Raw genomic sequence first — 18,348 nt, forward strand, 5'->3', positions numbered from 1 at the left:
GAACGAGGGTCCGCACCGATCGAGCGACGACGACCGCCGACCGACGCCCGCCCTCGCGGCGGCTCGGTGCGTGCTGAGCCGACTCCCACAGGACGTCAGGCCCGGCACGCGAACGATCCCGGCGCTGCCGCTGCCCAGCATGCGAGTCAGCGTCGTGCCCGGCGGCACCGACAGACCACCACAGACCTGCAAAGGACAGTGCGACATGGCTGAGAACCATTCGAACTCCCGGGGCAAGCGCCCCTCCCAGAGCCGCGGCAGCGGCCCGTCCCGCCCCGGCAAGGGCTCGGGCGGCCGCTCCGGCGCACCGGGACGCTCCGGCGGCCCCGGCAAGGGCCCGAAGAGCGGCCCCAAGACCGGCCCCAAGGGCGCCGGCCCCCGCGGTGCAGCAGCCGGAGGCCCCAAGGGCCGTCCCGGCAAGCCCGCCACCAAGGCGAATGCCGTCGGCCCCAAGGCGCCCAAGGGCCAGAAGGGCCCCAAGCCCTTCGCCAAGTCGGAGCGCTACGAGCGCAAGATGCCGGACAAGGTGGCGATCTACGGACCGCACCGCCGTCGTCGTCCCAAGAACCCGCCGGTGGACCGCCTGGAGGTCCACGACTCCGAGGGCGTGCGCCTGCAGAAGCTGCTGGCCAACGCCGGAGTCGCCTCGCGGCGGGTGTGCGAGGAGATGATCGCCGAGGGCCGCGTGACGGTCGACGGCCAGAAGGTCACCGAACTCGGCGTGCGCGTGGACCCCAAGACCGTGGAGATCACGGTCGACGGGCTGCCCATCCAGCTCGATGACAAGCTCGTCTACTTCGCCTTCAACAAGCCCGAGGGCGTCGTGTCCTCGATGGAGGACCAGGAGGGGCGTCCGTGCATCTCGGACTTCCTCACCTCCTCCAAGCACCTCCAGCACCGCGTCTTCCACGTGGGCCGCCTGGACTCGGAGACCGAGGGCCTGCTGCTGCTGACCAACGACGGCGAGCTCACCAACCGCCTGACCCACCCCTCCTACGAGGTGCCCAAGACCTACCTGGTGCAGGTGCGCGGGCCCATGGAGAAGGGCATCGGCGACATCATGAAGGCCGGCGTGGAGCTCGAGGACGGCGTGGCCAAGGTGGACGAGTTCCGCCTGGTCGACTCCGTGCCCGGCCACATCCTGGTCGAGGTCGTGCTGCACTCGGGCCGCAACCGCATCATCCGCCGCCTCTTCGACGCCGTGGGCTACCCCGTGGAGCGCCTGGTGCGCACCCAGGTGGGCCCCATCCGCATCGGCGATCAGAAGCAGGGCGTGGTGCGCGATCTGTCCAACACCGAGGTCGGGCACCTGCTGGCCTCCGTGGGCCTGGAAGGCTGAGGGTGGCCGCTGAGACCGCTGCCGAGGGGCCCGTGCTGATCATCGGCGCGGGCCTGCTCGGCGCCTCGGTGGGCCTAGGCCTGCGGCATCTGGGTGTGTCCACCTGGCTGCGGGATGCCTCCCCGACCGCCGAGGCCATCGGCGCGGACATCGGCGCCGGCAGCTCCGAGCGCCTGGCCCTGGCTGCGGGAGAGACCGTCCCCGAGCCGAGCCTGATCGTGGTCGCCACGCCTCCGGACGTCGTCGTGGAGACCGTGGCGCAGACCCTGGCGGAGCACCCGCAGGCGATCGTCACGGACGTGGCCTCGGTCAAGTCCGCGATCCAGGAGGGTCTGCGCGCACGCGGTGCGGATCTGCGCCGCTACGTGGGCTCCCACCCCATGGCCGGGCGCGAGCGCTCCGGGCCGGTGGCCGCGCGCGGCGAGCTGTTCACGACCATGCCGTGGGTGCTGTGCGCAGCGCCGGAGACCGATCCGGCGGCCGTGAAGCGCGTGCGCTCGCTGGCACAGGACCTGGGCGCGCACATCACGGAGCTGGAGGCGGATGAGCACGACGCCGCCGTGGCCCTGATCTCGCACGTCCCCCAGGTGATGTCCTCGCTGCTGGCCTCGCGCCTGCAGGACACGCCGCTGCACCATCTGTCCCTGGCGGGGCAGGGGCTGCGCGACACCACGCGCATCGCCGCCTCCGATCCGGGGCTGTGGGTGCAGATCCTCTCGGCCAATGCCGGCTCGATCGTGCCGTCGCTGCACGGCGTGCGCGAGGACCTGGACCGGCTGATCTCCACGCTGGAGGAGCCCACGGGCCCCGGCGCGCGCCTGGACATGGCCGAGCTGATCGCCGAGGGCAATGCGGGTCAGGCCCGGATCCCGGGCAAGCATGGCGGAGCCCCCAAGGCCTTCGCCCAGCTCACCGTCCTGGTGGATGACAAGCCCGGCAAGCTGGGCGAGCTGTTCAGCGCGGTCGGCGAGACCGGGATCAACCTGGAAGACTTGCGCCTGGAGCACTCCCTGGGCCGGCGCGTCGGCCTGGCGGAGATCTCCGTGGACCCGAACCGTCGGGACGAATTGGTGGAGGCGCTCGAGCAGCGCGGATGGAAGGTGGTCCAGTGACCGAGCACAGCACCCAGGCCGTGGTGGCCATCGACGGACCCTCCGGGTCCGGCAAGTCCACGGTCTCCAAGGAGATCGCCCGCCGGCTGGACCTGGGCTACCTGGACACCGGTGCCATGTACCGCGCCGTGGCCTGGTGGGCCGTGCACTGCGGCATCGACCTGGGCGACGGCGATGCCGTGGTGGAAGCCGCCCGCACCGCACCGATCGAGGTCTCGACCGATCCCGATCAGCAGCAGGTCCGCGTGGACGGCCAGGACGTCACCGCGGCCATCCGCTCGACCGAAGTGACCGGCGCGGTCTCCTCGGTCTCCACCGTTCCGGAGGCGCGCGAGATCCTGGTCCAGCGCCAGCGCGAGATGATCGAGGCCTCCGGCCGACGGATCGTGGCCGAGGGCCGCGACATCACCACCGTGGTGGCCCCCGACGCCGACGTCCGCGTGCTGCTCACCGCCTCCGAGGCGGCCCGGCTCTCCCGCCGAGGCGCGCAGCTGGGCTCCTCGCAGTCCAAGGAGGCTCTGGCCGCGCAGGTCACCGGCCGCGATGCCAAGGACTCCAAGCTGGTGAACTTCACCGACGCCGCCGACGGCGTCACGCACCTGGACTCCTCGGAGCTGAGCATCGAGCAGACCGTCACCGCCGTGATGGACCTGGTCCTGCGCGCGGTCCCCGAGCTCGCCTGAAGCTCCCGCAAACTTTTCCCAGATACCTCAGAAGGAGGGGCTCCGATGCCCGAGACCCCCGAGAACACGAACCACGACTCCGAGTGGTCCGGCCCCGGACCCGAGGGCGCACCGCAGCGCCCGCATGATCAGTACGAGGAGAAGATCCTCGGCGGCGGCGATCAGGACATCTCGGAGCGCCTGGCCGCGATCGACGACGAGGAGGCCGAGCTTCGTGCCGAGGCCCTGCGCGAGGGCCTGGAGGACTACGACCTCGACGAGGAGGACCTGGCCCTGCTCGCAGAGTGGGCCGGCGACGACGTCGCGGACCTGTACCGCAAGCCGGCCCCGGTGGTCGCCGTGGTCGGTCGCCCGAACGTCGGCAAGTCCACGCTGGTCAACCGCGTGATCGGCCGCCGCGAGGCCGTCGTGGAGGACGTCCCAGGCGTGACCCGCGACCGTGTGCGGTATTCCGCCGAGTGGATGGACCGGCCCTTCACCATGGTCGACACCGGCGGCTGGGAGGCCGATGCCTCCGGCATCGATCACTCCGTGGCCGAGCAGGCCGAGCTGGCCGTGGAGCAGGCCGACGCCGTGCTGCTGGTCCTGGACACCACCGTGGGCGTGACCGCCACCGACGAGGCCATCGTGGGCATGCTGCGCCGGGCCAATAAGCCCGTGATCGTGGTGGCCAACAAGGCGGATTCGCAGGCCATGGAGCTGGAGGCCACCGCGCTGTGGTCGCTGGGCATGGGGGAGCCGTTCCCGGTCTCCGCCCTGCACGGCAAGGGTGCCGCGGATCTGCTGGACGCACTGTTCGAGATCCTGCCCGAGTTCTCCGAGGTGGCCGAGCCCGAGCTGGTCGGCGGACCGCGCCGCGTGGCACTCGTGGGCCGCCCCAACGTGGGCAAGTCCTCGATGCTCAACAAGCTGGCCGGTTCCGAGCGCGTGGTCGTCAACGAGCTGGCGGGCACCACCCGCGATCCCGTGGACGAGAACATCGAGCTCGGCGGGAAGACCTGGCGGTTCGTGGACACGGCGGGCATCCGTCGTCGTCAGCACATGGCCAAGGGCGCGGAGTACTACGCCTCGCTGCGCACGCAGTCGGCGATCGAGCGCGCCGAGGTCGCGCTGATCCTGCTGGCGGTCGATGAGCCGCTTGCCGAGCAGGACGTGCGGATCGTGCAGACCTCGATCGACTCGGGCCGTGCGATCGTGCTGGCCTTCAACAAGTGGGACCTGCTCGACGAGGAGCGCCGGTACTACCTGGAGCGCGAGATCGAGAAGGACCTGGCGCACGTGGCCTGGGCCCCGCGCGTGAACGTCTCGGCCAAGACCGGCTGGCACAAGGACAAGCTGGTCCCCGCCCTGGAGACCGCGCTGGAGTCCTGGGACACCCGCATCCCCACCGGGCGCCTCAACGCGTTCCTGGGCGAGCTCGTGGCCGCGCACCCGCACCCGCTGCGCGGCGGCAAGCAGCCGCGCATCCTGTTCGGCACGCAGGCCTCCACGCGCCCGCCCAAGTTCGTCCTGTTCACCACGGGCTTCTTGGATCCCGGCTATCGACGGTTCATCGCCCGACGGCTGCGCGAGACCTTCGGCTTCGAGGGCACCCCGATCGAGGTGACCATGCGCGTGCGCGAGCGCCGCTCCCGCAAGCGCTGAGCCCCGAACTCTCCACGACGGCCCCGATCCCCTCTGCGCGACAGGGATCGGGGCCGTCGTCGTGCCCGGCGCCCCGACGGCCGCTCGGTGAGTGTCCACGGGGCCTCTGCCGCGGGGCTCAGTGACGGACGCGCCCCCGAAAAATGTGGTCAGACCACATCGAGTGCGTAAGCTGGCCCACAACTGCTAGTACCCCAAAGGGGGCAGCGGCTCGCGTCGCGCTCCCGGAGATGGAGTCTCTGTGTTCTCGAAGATCCTGGTGGCCAACCGCGGTGAGATCGCGGTGCGCGCCTTCCGCGCGGCGTACGAGCTCGGGGCCAAGACAGTGGCCGTGTTCCCCTACGAGGATCGCAACTCGATCCACCGGCAGAAGGCCGATGAGGCCTACCGGATCGGGGAGGAGGGCCACCCGGTCAAGGCGTACCTGGACGTGGGCGAGATCATCCGCGTGGCGCTGGAGTGCGGCGCGGATGCGATCTACCCCGGCTACGGCTTCCTGTCCGAGAATGCCGATCTGGCTCAGAAGTGCGCCGACAACGGCATCACGTTCATCGGCCCCGCAGCAGACGTCCTGAGCCTGGCTGGAGACAAGGTCGCAGCACTCAAGGCCGCCAAGAAGGCCGGGATCCCCACGCTGGCCAGCTCCGAGCCCTCGGACGACAAGCAGCAGCTGCTCGAGTGGGGCAAGGAGATCGGCTTCCCGGTCTTCGTGAAGGCCGTGGCCGGCGGCGGCGGGCGCGGCATGCGTCGCGTGGAGTCCGAGGACAAGCTCGAGGACGCACTCGATGCGGCCATGCGCGAGGCCGGCACCGCGTTCGGCGATCCCACCGTGTTCCTGGAGCAGGCTGTGCTCAAGCCGCGGCACATCGAGGTCCAGGTCCTGGCCGATGCCACGGGCGAGACCGTGCACCTGTTCGAGCGCGACTGCTCGCTGCAGCGCCGCCACCAGAAGGTCATCGAGATGGCGCCCGCGCCGAACCTCGACGAGGACATCCGCCAGGCTCTGCACAAGGACGCCGTCGCGTTCGCGAAGGAGCTGGGATACCTCAACGCCGGCACCGTCGAGTTCCTGGTGGACACCGTGGGCGAGCGGGCCGGGCAGCACGTGTTCATCGAGATGAACCCGCGCATCCAGGTGGAGCACACCGTGACCGAGGAGGTCACGGACGTCGACCTGGTCCAGGCCCAGATGCGCATCGCCGCCGGCGAGACCCTGGAGCAGATCGGCATCCGCCAGAAGGACCTGTACGTCCGCGGCTTCGCCATGCAGTGCCGCATCACCACGGAGGATCCGGCCAATGGGTTCCGCCCGGACGTCGGGAAGGTCTCGGCCTACCGCTCCGCAGGCGGTTCGGGTGTGCGCCTGGACGGCGGCACGATCTACGCCGGTGCGGAGATCTCCCCGCACTTCGACTCCATGCTGGTCAAGCTGACCTGCCGAGGCCGCGACTACCAGACCGCCGTGCACCGCGCCTCGCGCGCGCTCGCCGAGTTCCGCATCCGCGGCGTGGCCACCAACATCCCGTTCCTGCAGTCGGTGCTGCAGGATCCCGAGTTCCTGGATGGGCAGATCACCACCGACTTCATCGAGCGCCACCCGGAGCTGCTCGAGGCCCGCGGCTCCGCCGATCGCGGCACGCGCGCGCTGCAGTACCTGGCAGAGGTCACCGTCAACCAGCCCAACGGCCCGCGCGTGGAGGGCATCGATCCCCGCGAGAAGCTGCCGCGCCACCCCGGCGACAAGACGGAGGAGCCGGACCGCTCGCCGTTCGACGGGCCCTCCGAGGCGCCGTACCCGGAAGGGTGGCGCAACTACCTGCTCGAGCACGGCCCGGAGGAGTTCGCGGCGCACCTGCGCTCCAAGACCTCGGTGGCCGTCACCGACACCACGTTCCGCGACGCCCACCAGTCCCTGCTGGCCACCCGCATCCGCACCCGCGACCTGCTGGCCGCCGCTCCCGCCTACGCGCACACCGTCCCGCAGCTGTTCTCCGTCGAGGCCTGGGGCGGGGCGACCTACGACGTGGCGCTGCGCTTCCTGGGCGAGGACCCCTGGGACCGGCTGGCCCGCCTGCGCGCGGCCATGCCGAACATCCCGATCCAGATGCTGCTGCGCGGGCGCAACACCGTGGGCTACACCCCGTACCCGGTGGAGGTGACCGACGCCTTCGTCAAGGAGGCCGCGGCCACCGGCGTGGACATCTTCCGCATCTTCGATGCCCTCAACGACGTGTCCCAGATGGAGCCGGCGATCAAGGCCGTGCGCGAGACCGGGACCGCCGTGGCCGAGGTGGCACTGTGCTACACCTCCGATCTGCTGGATCCGGACGAGACCGTCTACACGCTGGACTACTACCTGGACCTGGCTCAGCAGTGCGTCGACGCCGGGGCGCACATCCTGGCGATCAAGGACATGGCCGGTCTGCTGCGCCCGGAGGCCGCGCGCCGTCTGGTCACCGCGCTGCGCGAGAAGTTCGACCTCCCCGTGCACCTGCACACCCACGACACCGCCGGCGGGCAGGTGGCCACGCTGCTGGCCGCCGTCGAGGCCGGGGTGGATGCCGTGGACGTCGCCGCAGCCTCGATGGCCGGGACCACGTCTCAGCCGTCGGCCTCGGCCCTGGTGGCCGCGCTGAAGCACACGGAGCGCGAGACCGAACTGTCCCTGGACGCGGTCTTCGACCTGGAGCCGTACTGGGAGATCGTGCGCGGGATCTACTCGCCGTTCGAGTCCGGGCTGGCCGGGCCCACCGGGCGCGTGTACCGCCACGAGATCCCGGGCGGGCAGCTGTCCAACCTGCGCCAGCAGGCGATCGCGCTCGGGCTGGGAGAGAAATTCGAGAAGGTCGAGGACATGTACGCCGCGGCCGACCGGATGCTGGGGCACCTGGTCAAGGTGACGCCGTCGTCCAAGGTCGTGGGCGATCTGGCCCTGCAGCTCGTGGGGATGGACGTGGACCCGGCCGAGTTCGAGGCCAACCCGCAGAGCTTTGACATCCCCGATTCGGTGATCGGCTTCCTCAACGGCGAGCTCGGCACTCCGCCGGCCGGCTGGCCCGAGCCGTTCCGCTCCAAGGCGCTCGAGGGGCGGCACGAGACGCCGGCCGATACTCCGCTGTCGGAGGAGGACCGCGCCGGTCTGCAGTCGGATGATGCCGCTGTGCGCCGCTCGACCCTGAACCGGCTGCTGTTCCCCGGCCCCACCCAGGAGTTCGAGTCGCGTCAGGCGGAGTACGGCGACATGTCCGTGCTGCACACCCGCGACTTCCTCTACGGCCTGCTGCCGGACAAGGAGCACATCGTCTCCCTGGGCCGCGGCGTGCGCCTGCTGGTCACCCTGCAGGCCATCTCCGAGGCCGACGAGAAGGGCATGCGCACCGTCATGGTCACCCTCAACGGGCAGATGCGCATGCTCGAGGTCCGCGACAACTCGGTGGCCACGGACTTCGTGGAGGCCGAGAAGGCGGACAAGTCCAACCCGGGGCACGTGGCTGCGCCCTTCGCGGGTGCGGTGACGCCGACGGTCTCCGAGGGCGACAAGGTCGAGGCCGGCGACAAGATCGCGACGATCGAGGCCATGAAGATGGAGGCCTCGGTCACCACTCCCGTGGGCGGCACCGTCAAGCGCGTGGTCGTCCAGGGGCCGGCGCAGGTCGCCGGCGGGGATCTGGTGGTGGAGATCGAGACGGAGTGATCCTGTAAGAATTGTAATTGGGACGAATGGCTCTCAGTGTCATCTCGGTTTTGAAAGTTTGTCCGTTTTTAGCAATATGGAGCACACTTGGACGCCTTAAGGGTCGCCGGCGATATAATCGGAAATATTGGATGGGGGTGGGTAGTCCCTGTAGTGTCATTTCTTTTCTTAGCAGCCAAGAGAGTGAAAGATCGCTGGAACGGAGGGGAGGGGTCTCCGGAGTCTAGGAAATATTGGGAAAAGAGATTGAATACAGACCTGGGCCGGCTGTCCTCGGTAGAAGATGTCGAAATATCAAGATCACTGATCGAGAGAGCGGTGGTTGCTCAAAATTACCTTAATGCTTTCGGTGCTATTAAGCTAATGGGGGCAGATGGTCGCCGGACAAACTGGGCATATTTTTCATTTTTCCTAGTTTTAGCTCTCATCCTCATGGCGCTCTCTGCTTCGGCGGTGCTCATTGGTTTCGCGATTTTTTGTATGTTCTTTTTTCAGGTTGCTGCGCTGATATCCGCAGACCTAAGGCGAAAGTATTTATCTGTGCTTGCGTCAGCATCAGAATTTGGGCACCAGCGACTGGTAAACTCAAACCCATGGATAATAATTGCAACCTTTGAAAAATATTTGAGAAGTGATCACGTCAAGGGCCTTGAATCGTGGGCGGATATGCGCGGCGGTAGAAATTTAAAAATGGCATACGTGGACGAGTTTGTGGCAAACTTTGGCCCTCCGATCGGAGCAAAAATACCCGATATCTGGAATGTGAGTGGCATGCCGGATTGGGGTGGCATAAGACCGAGTTTCGATATCGAAGGAGAAATTACACAACCATCGAAACTTGAATCGGTAGTAACGTGCGCAATGCTGGTCTTCAGCGTTATTGGTGTTATTAGAGGTGGTGCTAGATATGCCGAGAACAGGTCAGAACGGGTTGATGGTTAGAAATATGTGAGCATTGACTATTTATTGAAGTAAATTTCGTGCTCAAATAGAATATACTTGCTCTATGCTCAATAATATTGGACCCTGATGACGATCTAATTTTTCATTGCCCGATCAATCCGCAGTGACGGTCTCCGATAGTTCGGTGCGTGGTAGGTGGCGTCGTGGCAACCAAGCTATATTCACCCCTCATTTGAGAAGCGCCAATTCAAGTCCGGGTCGAGGGCCATAATGCCGTAGGTGTCATCTGACGGCGGCCTCACCTCGTAGGCTGCAATCATCGAGCCAGGCTGGCTCGATGCAGTCGAGCGGAGCAGGAGCGAGTGTGAAGAAGCAGGTCGAGGTCGTAGGCGCAGTGCTGGTGGATGGGCAGACGGTGCTGGCCGCGCGGCGCAGCGAGCAGATGAGCCTGCCCGGCATGTGGGAGTTCCCCGGTGGGAAGATCGAGGCGGGAGAGACGCCCGAGGAGGCGCTGGCTCGCGAGCTCGTCGAGGAGCTGCAGTGCACCGCCGAGATTGGCGAGCACGTGGAGACGACGGTCTTCGAGTACGAGAAGATCATCGTCTCCCTGGCGACCTACTACTGCACACTGCGCGAAGGCACGCCCCGCTTGACCGAGCACTCCGAGATCCGATGGGTGCCGGCGGCCGAGCTGCGCGAGCTGAACTGGGCGCCGGCGGACATCCCGGCCGTCGAGCGCGTGATCCAGGACTTGCAGGCATGAAACGCCAGGCGCTTCGCGCCGACACCGCGTTCGGTTTCCTGGACAGGCAGACCGCCTCGGAGCAGCTGCACCACCCGGTGCTGATCTCCAACGACGACGAGAACACGATGCTGCGCGGCATTCTCGACGAGCTGCGCCGCTCCGGCAGCTTCCTGTTCTCCGTCGCGTTCGTGACCACCGATGCCCTGGCGATGCTCAAGCAGCCGTTGCTCGACTTCGTGGCCGCCGGCGGCACCGGGCGGATCGTCACCTCCACCTACCTCAACTTCAATGCCCCGGACGCCCTGCGCGAGTTGCTCGCCCTGCCCGGCATCGAGGTCTATGCCCACCTGGATCCCAAGCGCGGTTTCCACTCCAAGGGCTACGTCTTCGACCAGGACCTGGGCACCACCGCCATCATCGGCAGCTCGAACCTGACGTCGAACGCGCTGCTGCGCAATCGCGAGTGGAACCTGCGCTTCTCCGCGCTGCCCGAGGGCGATATCGCCGAGCAGCTGCGCACGGCGGTGGACCGGCAGATCGACGAGGCCGTCGTGCTCACCCACGAGCTCATCGACGCCTACGCGATCGAGTATGCGCAGCGTCCGCAGCTCGTGGCCGCACCCGTCGACGGCTTCCTCCCACCGGCGTCGTCGGGGATCCCGACGACGATCGTGCCCAACTCCATGCAGGAGGAAGCGCTCGAGCGGATCGAGCGGCTTCGCCTGGCGGGGGAGCGGCGGGCCCTGGTCATCTCCGCGACGGGCACCGGCAAGACGATCCTGGGCGCGCTGGAAGTGCGCCAGGCTAAACCACGGAAGATGCTGTTCGTGGTGCACCGCGAGCAGATCGTGGACAAGGCGCTCAGCGAGTTCCGACGCGTGCTCGAAGAGCCTGCCGATCAGTTCGGCAAGTTCGTGGCGCAACGACGGGAACTGGACCGGCGATATGTCTTCGCCACGATCCAGTCGATCTCCCGTCCTGGGGCGCTGGAGGAGATCGAGGCCGCCGGCTTCGACTACGTGATGATCGATGAGGTGCATCGCTCCGGCTCGCGCACCTACCGGGAGATGATCGATCGGCTCACCCCGGATTTCCTCCTGGGGCTCACCGCCACTCCGGAGCGCACGGATGCCGTCGATGTCTTCGAGCTCTTCGATCACAACGTGGCCTACGAGATCCGCCTACAGGCAGCGCTGGAAGCCGACATGCTCGTGCCGTTCCACTACTACGGCGTGCAGGACTTCCAGTACGAGGACGGCACGACCGTCGACGAGACCGCGCAGCTCTCCCGGCTCGTGGCTCCCGAACGCGTGCACCACCTGCTGCGGATGATCGAGACCTACGGGCAGAAGGGACCGGTGCGCGGGCTGATCTTCTGCAGCCGCGTGGAAGAAGCAAACGAGCTCAACGAGCTGCTCAATCTCTCCGCGGTCAACGGCAAGCGGCTGAGGACGGAAGCACTCACGGGTGCGCAGTCGCAGCAGGAGAGGACGGCCGTCGTCGAACGCCTGGAAGGCGGCGAGCTCGACTACGTCCTGACGGTCGACATCTTCAACGAGGGCATCGACATCCCGTCCGTGAATCAGGTGGTGATGATGCGCCAGACGCAGTCGCGGATCATCTTCACCCAGCAGCTCGGGCGCGGGCTGCGGCTGGCCGAGGGCAAGGACCATCTGCGGGTCATCGACTTCATCGGCAACTACACGAACAACTACATGATCCCCATGGCGCTGTTCGGGGACTCGTCGCTGAGCAAGGACCAGCTGCGGCGTCAGGTACTGGGGGCGCAGACAGCTGGGGCGATTTCCGGGCTGTCGTCCGTGAACTTCGACGAGATCTCCCGCGACGCCATCCTGCGCTCCATCTCCGACACCAACCTCGATTCGCTGGCCAACCTCAAGACCGCGTACCGCGAGATGCATCAGCGGCTGGGGCAGCAGCCGTGGCTCATGGACTTCGCCCGGTTCGAGACCGTGGACCCGGTGGTGCTGGCGACGGCCCGGGCGACGTCGTACTGGGACTTCCTGGTGAAGGCCAAAGCCGCCGATGCGGCACCCACCCGGCAGCAGCGCGGGTTCCTGGCGTTCCTGGACCACGAGCTGCTGCCCGGCAAGCGCCCGCACGAGCTCCTGCTGCTGCAGACGCTGCTCGATGGTCAATCCCTGACTCGCCCTGAGTTCCGTGACCTGCTGCGCTCCCAGGACTTGGCCGACGACGCCCGCACGGTGCTGTCGAGCGAACGGGTGCTGTCCTACCGGTTCTTCACGCAGCAGGAGACGACGAAGTACGGCGGCGCGGGCGTCGTCGAGACGACGAGGGAGCGGTACCGGCTCTCGGAGGCGTTCCTGGCCGAATGGGGAGACGACGAGACGTTCCGCGCCCACGTGAATGATGCGATCGAGACAGGTCTATACCTGGCCCGGCATCGTCACGGCTGGCGCAGCGAGCTGCAGCAGGGCCAGCGGTACTCGCGCAAGGACGTGTGCCGGCTGCTGGGGTGGGAGTCGAACCAGCAGGGCGTGATCTTCGGGTACAAGATCGACGCCGCCACGCAGACCTGCCCGATCTTCATCACCTACCACAAGGACGACGACGTCTCCGCGTCCACCAAGTACGAGGATGAGCTGCTCGATCCGTCGACGGTGCGCTGGTTCACGCGCAGCCGCAAGACGCTGAACTCGGTGGATGAGCGGCGGATCGCCGCCGAGGAGGTCCCGCTGCACGTGTTCGCCAAGAAGGACGATGCCGAGGGCACCGACTTCTTCTACCTGGGCCAGGCCGCCCCTCGGGAGGCCGAGCAGACGCAGATGCCCGGCGGGTCCGGGGCCATGCTGCCGGTGGTGACCATGAAGCTGGACCTCGAGGCGCCGCTGGACGACAGTCTCTACGAGTACTTCCTGCGGCCGACGTCGCCGGGTGCGTCGATGTGAACTTGGCCCGGCGGTGGGGTACAGTACTGCGAGTGCTCGGAGCGATCCGGGTGCAGTGGACGGCGACGTCCACGGGATGTGGCGCAGCTTGGTAGCGCACCTGACTGGGGGTCAGGGGGTCGCAGGTTCAAATCCTGTCATCCCGACTTTTTGTCCTGAGTCGCGACATCGTTGACAAACGATGTCGCGACTCAGGCTTTTTTCGTATGGGTCGTTATCTCCGTCAAGGCCGTAGGGTATTCCGGTCGGGACATAGGTTCAGCGCAACGGGGCTTGGTGGACGTGGACTGCGAAGCACAGTAGACCCAGGACTCAACGTCACCTAGCGAGGTGGGACCTTCTCGAGGCCCCGTTCAAGTAGTATGAATACACTGCGAGGTGCGTCCCGAGCGCAGAGGAGCGTGACGGAATGAGGTGTGGGATGGAGATGCAGACCTGTTGCAGGTCGTCAGCGGGGAATCGGAAACCGAGGCATTTGCCTGCGACCGTATGCGGTGATTCCCGTTGATTCAATCCCTCACTGACTACCAGGCGAAGTACTTTGCGCATGAGTTACAGCGCAGTTTCGCCAACGACCACGTGGGCAAGCTCGCTGGTCTGCTGTTCGACGCGCAGGTCGAGCCTAAGCCCCACCAGATCGATGCGGCTCTGTTCGCGCTACAGACCCCGTTTCTGCCAGGCGTGATCCTGGCCGACGAGGTCGGCCTCGGAAAGACGATCGAGGCGGGCATCGTCATCTCGCAGTACTGGGCCGAGCGCAAGCGGCGCGTCCTGATCATTGCGCCCTCGAGTTTGCGCCAGCAGTGGAAGCAGGAGCTGTACGAAAAGTTCCTGACCCCATCCACGATCCTCGACGCCAGGTCGAAAGACGCGCTGCTCGCGAGGACGGACACCCGCGCCGCTGAGGTGCTCATCTGCTCGTATGAGTTCGCCCTCCGCCACGAGACCGCACTGCTGAAGTCGTGGGACCTGGTGGTGGCCGACGAGGCGCACCGCCTGCGCAGCTACTGGAACGGCAAGGCCAAGGTGGCGGAGGCTGTCTCGCACGTCGCCCGCAGCGCGCACAAAACGGTGCTGCTCACGGCGACACCGCTGCAGAACAAGCTCGAGGAGCTGTACGGGCTCGTGTCGATTTTCGACCCCGACGACTTCTACTCGCTCGACGCGTTCCGTGAGCGCTACATCAAGAGCCGCGACCTGACCGGCGACGACGACCTGGTCGAGCGTGTAGCGGCGATCTCTAAGCGCACGCTCCGCAAGGACGCTAACAAGTACATCCGGTTCACCAAGCGCATGCCGCTGACGGTGGAGTTCACGCCGTCGCCCGACGAGGTGCGCCTGTACGACCTGGTCAACGACTACCTGCAGCGCGATGAGCTGTTCGCGTTCGCGGGATCGCAGCGCCATCTCTCGGCGCTCATCATTCGTAAGCGCCTCGGTTCGTCGACATATGCCGTGGCGAGCACCCTGGACAACATCGCCAACCGCCTGGCAGACGAGGTGGCCGCTGGCAAGCTCCGTGACAACCGAGGTGGGCTGTTCCTGGCCGACTTTGAGTCTGGTGACGAACTCGAGGAAGAGATCGTCGAGGAGGCCGAGGAGACGACGGCTCAGTCGTCGAGCGCGCAGCTCGATGCCGAGACCCTCAAGCGCATGCGCGCCGAGGTGGATGAGCTCCGCGAGTATGCGGCACTTGCTCGTTCGATCACCGTCAACCAGAAGGCCGTGAAGCTCAACGAGGCCCTCGATATGGGCTTTGAGCGCCTGCGTGAGCTGGGTGCCGCCGAGAAGGCGATCATCTTCACTGACTCGACGAAGACGCAGGAGTACATCGCCCGCACGCTGGCCGACGCTGGTCGCGGCGAGGGCATCGTGCTGTTCAACGGATCGAACACCTCACCTGAGCAGACGGCGATCTACCAGGCGTGGCTGACCGCCAACAAGGACGGCGATCTGATCACGGGCATTCCGGCGGTCGATCGTCGAAAAGCGCTCGTTGACTACTTCCGCGAGCAAGGCACGATCATGATCGCCACCGAGGCGGCGGCTGAGGGCATCAACCTGCAGTTCTGCTCGATGCTGGTCAACTACGACCTGCCGTGGAACCCGCAGCGCGTCGAGCAGCGCATCGGTCGTGTGCACCGCTTCGGCCAGAAGCACAACGTCGTTGTCGTGAACTTCAGCAACAAGGGCAACGTCGCCGAGCAGCGCATCCTGGAGCTGCTGACGAACAAGTTCCAACTGTTCTCGAGCGTGTTCGGCGCCTCCGATGAGGTGCTTGGCGCGGTGGAGGACGGCCTCGACTTCGAGAAGCGGATCAGCGACATCCTCACCCGCTGCAAGACGGCCGACGAGATCGAAACAGCGTTCAAGAAGCTCGAGGATCAGTTCGCAGGCGAGATCTCGAAAGAGATGGCCAGCGCCAAGGCCAAGGTCTTCGACCACCTCGACCCGCACGTGCAGGATCGTCTCAAGGCGTACGACGAGCAGTCGGGCGACGTTCTCAATAAGTTCGAGCGTCTCCTGCTTGCGATCACCCAGCACGAACTCCGCGATGTCGCGACGTTCGAGGGCGACGGCCGCACGTTCGTGCTAAACCATGCTCCTACCAAGGACGCGCCGACGGGCCGCTACTTCTTCAAGTCCAAACCGCTCCCGAACGCGCACCAGTATCGCTACGCTAGCCCGCTCGCGCAGCACGTCGCAGACACCGCGAAGGCGCACGAGACGCCGCAGCGCGAACTGACCTTCTCGCTCGGCCAATCGAAGCGGGCCAGCAACGCTGTCAAGGCGCTCGAAGGCAAGAGCGGCGAGCTGACGGTCAACCTGCTGACCTTCACGATGCGAGCACGCGACGAGGACATCTCCGAGTCGTACATGCTCGCCGGTGGCATGACCGACGACGGCCAGTACCTGGACGAGGAGTACGTCGCTGACATCCTCGACCTCGCCTGCCAAGGCGTGGGTGAACAACCCGTCGCGGTCGACGTCGCCAAGGTCGAGCCACAGCTCAAAGCGCGGCTCGGTGAGCTGGAGAAAGAAGTCCAGGGGCGCAACTCTCGCTACTACGACCAGCAGGAGGAACTGCTCTACCGCAACCAGCAGGACCGAAAGGCCGAGCACGAAGGCAAGATCCGCGAGTACCGCACCAAGGAAAAAGAAGCCCGCAAGGCGGCGAAGCAAGCGGACGACCCTATGGAGCAGCTCAAACTCAAGCGTGAGGCCCGCAAGTGGGAGCGCCGGGCGGACGAGGCCGACGACGACTTCCGTGATGCACGCCGCAAGCTGCAGGCAGAGATCGACGAGAAGCTCGACATGATCGAGCAATCCCTGCAAGGCACCCAGGACACCGAGCACCTGTTCGCGATCCGTTGGCGCATCGTCGCGTAACGGTCAGCGTTCACAAAAGACATCAAAATTGTTAAACTGAGGAAAGAGAAATACCCGATGAGCGAAGAAATCCACGAAACACCTTCCACCACACCGAACTTCCAGACCGAACTGGCAGCGCAGCTTGCTGAGCTGATGCCCGAGGTCATTGCCGACGGCAAGGTGGACGTGGAGAAGCTCAAGGAACTGCTGGACGGCGACGCCGCCGACACCAGCGAGCGCTTCGGCCTGTTCTGGCCCGGCAAGAAGCGCGCCCTGCGTGCCGCGCAGGAGCCGACCACGGCGACACTGCGCCCCGACTTCGAGAACTCGAAGGACTGGGACACCACCAAGAACGTGTTCATCGAGGGCGACAACCTCGAGGTGCTCAAGATCCTGCAGAAGCACTACCACGCCAAGATCAAGATGATCTACATCGATCCTCCGTACAACACCGGCAAGGACTTCGTCTACCCGGACAACTACAAGGAGGGTCTTGACACCTACCTCGAGTGGACGCGCCAGGTCAACGAGGAGGGCAAGAAGCTCTCTACCAACGCGGACACCGAGGGGCGTTACCACTCCAATTGGCTCAACATGATGTACCCGCGGTTGAAGCTGGCGCGGAACTTGTTGACCGAGGATGGAGCGATCTTCGTCAGCATCGATGATAATGAAGTCGATTCACTAGTCAGGCTCATGAAGGAGCTATTCGGCGAATCAAACCACCTTGCGAACCTCGCTTGGGAGAAGGTTCACACGCGCAAGAACTCCTCAAAGTACTTCAGTAGTCAGCACGAGTACATTGTCGCGTTCGCGAAGCGAAAGGAGTCGTGGGACCGGCATTTGCTTCCTCGTGATGGCGCGGCGGCCGACGCCTACAAGAATCCGGACAATGACCCCAAGGGGCCGTGGAAGCTGGATCCTGTCACTGCGCACAACTTTTACTCCGCTGATTATGCCATTACGAAGCCGGACGGAACCATCCTCAAGCGTCCGAAGGATCGGTACTGGGTGTTCAGCGAGGCGTCTTGGAACGCAAAGGTTGCTGAGGGGGCAGTCGTCTGGGGCGCCGGTGATTCGCTTCCGATGGTGAAGAGGTACTTGTCCGAAGTTCAATCGGGCCTGGTCCCAGTGACGTTGCTATCGCGGATGGTCGCCGGGGACACCGCCACGGCGAAGCGAGAAGTTGATGACCTCCTCGGCGCTGGAGTCTTCGTAGACTATCCGAAGCCTACGAAATTGATTCGCCAACTATTGCTTACGACGACATCTGCAGACGACATTGTTCTCGACTTTTTCGCAGGGTCGGCCACGACAGCACATGCTGTTATGGCGTTGAACGCTGAAGACGGTGCGCGTCGTCGAGTAATTCAGGTTCAGTTGCCTGAGCCGCTGGCGACGCAAAGTGAGGCGTGGAGTGCGGGGTTTAGAACTATCGCGGATATTAGTCGCGCGCGAATAGATGAAGTTGAGAGGGCGTTGGCAGAATCCGGGGGGCCCGTAGATTTGGGCTATCGCGCTTACACGCTTGCCGATACCAACTTCTCGAAGTGGAAGGTCTCGAGCGACGTCGATCGGACTGAACTCGAACAGCACCTCTTCGATCTGCGCGAGTCGAGCAGTGCCGACGAAGCCTCTGCCGATGACCTCCTTTCAGAGATCCTCCTGAAGCAGGGCTACTCGCTGACTGAGCAGATCGCTCCTGTCGATGTGGCCGGCCTCAATCTGCGCTCGGTGGGTGACGGCATCGTGCTCGCCTACCTGAACGAGCACTTCAAGCCGACGCTCGAGCAGCTGCGCGCCGTCGTGGATGAGGACCCTGCTCGCTTGATCGTCCTGGAGGATGCGTTCCAAGGCGATGACCAGCTCAAGACCAACCTGGCTCAGCTCTGTAAGAGCAAGGGCATCGAGCTCTGGACGGCCTGA

10 protein-coding genes and 1 tRNA gene are annotated in these 18,348 nt (G+C 65.5%); all 11 read left to right on the plus strand.

Features of this window, described 5'->3' with window-relative positions:
- The first annotated feature begins 205 nt into the window (after positions 1–205).
- The 11 genes from FFS25_RS06230 to FFS25_RS06280 all read left to right on the plus strand — a co-directional run bounded on the left by FFS25_RS06230 (position 206) and on the right by FFS25_RS06280 (position 18,348).
- Positions 206–1,339: a pseudouridine synthase gene (locus FFS25_RS06230; protein ID WP_137802277.1), complete on the plus strand. Its 1,134-nt coding sequence runs from the start codon at positions 206–208 to the stop codon at positions 1,337–1,339.
- Positions 1,340–1,341: 2 nt separating this feature from the next.
- Positions 1,342–2,451: a prephenate dehydrogenase gene (locus FFS25_RS06235; protein WP_137802278.1), complete on the plus strand. Its 1,110-nt coding sequence runs from the start codon at positions 1,342–1,344 to the stop codon at positions 2,449–2,451.
- Positions 2,433–3,134 carry a (d)CMP kinase gene (gene cmk, locus FFS25_RS06240; protein WP_137802279.1) on the plus strand — a complete coding sequence of 234 codons (702 nt, stop codon included), beginning with the start codon at positions 2,433–2,435 and terminating at the stop codon, positions 3,132–3,134. Before FFS25_RS06235 ends, cmk begins: the two co-directional genes overlap by 19 nt.
- A 45-nt stretch (positions 3,135–3,179) precedes the next feature.
- A complete protein-coding gene (der, locus tag FFS25_RS06245) occupies positions 3,180–4,778 on the plus strand; it encodes a ribosome biogenesis GTPase Der (protein ID WP_249933800.1) in 1,599 nt (532 codons plus the stop codon).
- 241 nt (positions 4,779–5,019) lie between these two features.
- Entirely contained in the window at positions 5,020–8,472 is a 3,453-nt protein-coding gene (locus tag FFS25_RS06250; protein ID WP_137802280.1) for a pyruvate carboxylase, read from the plus strand.
- An 87-nt stretch (positions 8,473–8,559) separates the two neighbouring features.
- The gene (locus FFS25_RS06255; protein WP_137802281.1) at positions 8,560–9,414 is read left to right on the plus strand and encodes a hypothetical protein; all 855 of its coding nucleotides are present in this window, start codon (positions 8,560–8,562) and stop codon (positions 9,412–9,414) included.
- Between the two features lie 325 nt (positions 9,415–9,739).
- Positions 9,740–10,138, plus strand: coding sequence for a (deoxy)nucleoside triphosphate pyrophosphohydrolase (locus FFS25_RS06260; RefSeq protein ID WP_137802282.1), 399 nt, complete (start codon positions 9,740–9,742; stop codon positions 10,136–10,138).
- The gene (locus tag FFS25_RS06265; protein ID WP_137802283.1) at positions 10,135–13,050 is read left to right on the plus strand and encodes a DEAD/DEAH box helicase; all 2,916 of its coding nucleotides are present in this window, start codon (positions 10,135–10,137) and stop codon (positions 13,048–13,050) included. Before FFS25_RS06260 ends, FFS25_RS06265 begins: the two co-directional genes overlap by 4 nt.
- Positions 13,051–13,122: 72 nt before the next feature.
- A tRNA-Pro gene (locus tag FFS25_RS06270) sits at positions 13,123–13,196 on the plus strand.
- A gap of 358 nt (positions 13,197–13,554) precedes the next feature.
- The gene (locus FFS25_RS06275) at positions 13,555–16,440 is read left to right on the plus strand and encodes an SNF2-related protein (RefSeq protein WP_137802284.1); all 2,886 of its coding nucleotides are present in this window, start codon (positions 13,555–13,557) and stop codon (positions 16,438–16,440) included.
- A gap of 57 nt (positions 16,441–16,497) precedes the next feature.
- A complete protein-coding gene (locus FFS25_RS06280) occupies positions 16,498–18,348 on the plus strand; it encodes a site-specific DNA-methyltransferase (RefSeq protein ID WP_137802285.1) in 1,851 nt (616 codons plus the stop codon).

Source organism: Kocuria sp. 2SI, from assembly GCF_005502825.1.
Lineage (GTDB): Bacteria > Actinomycetota > Actinomycetes > Actinomycetales > Micrococcaceae > Kocuria > Kocuria palustris.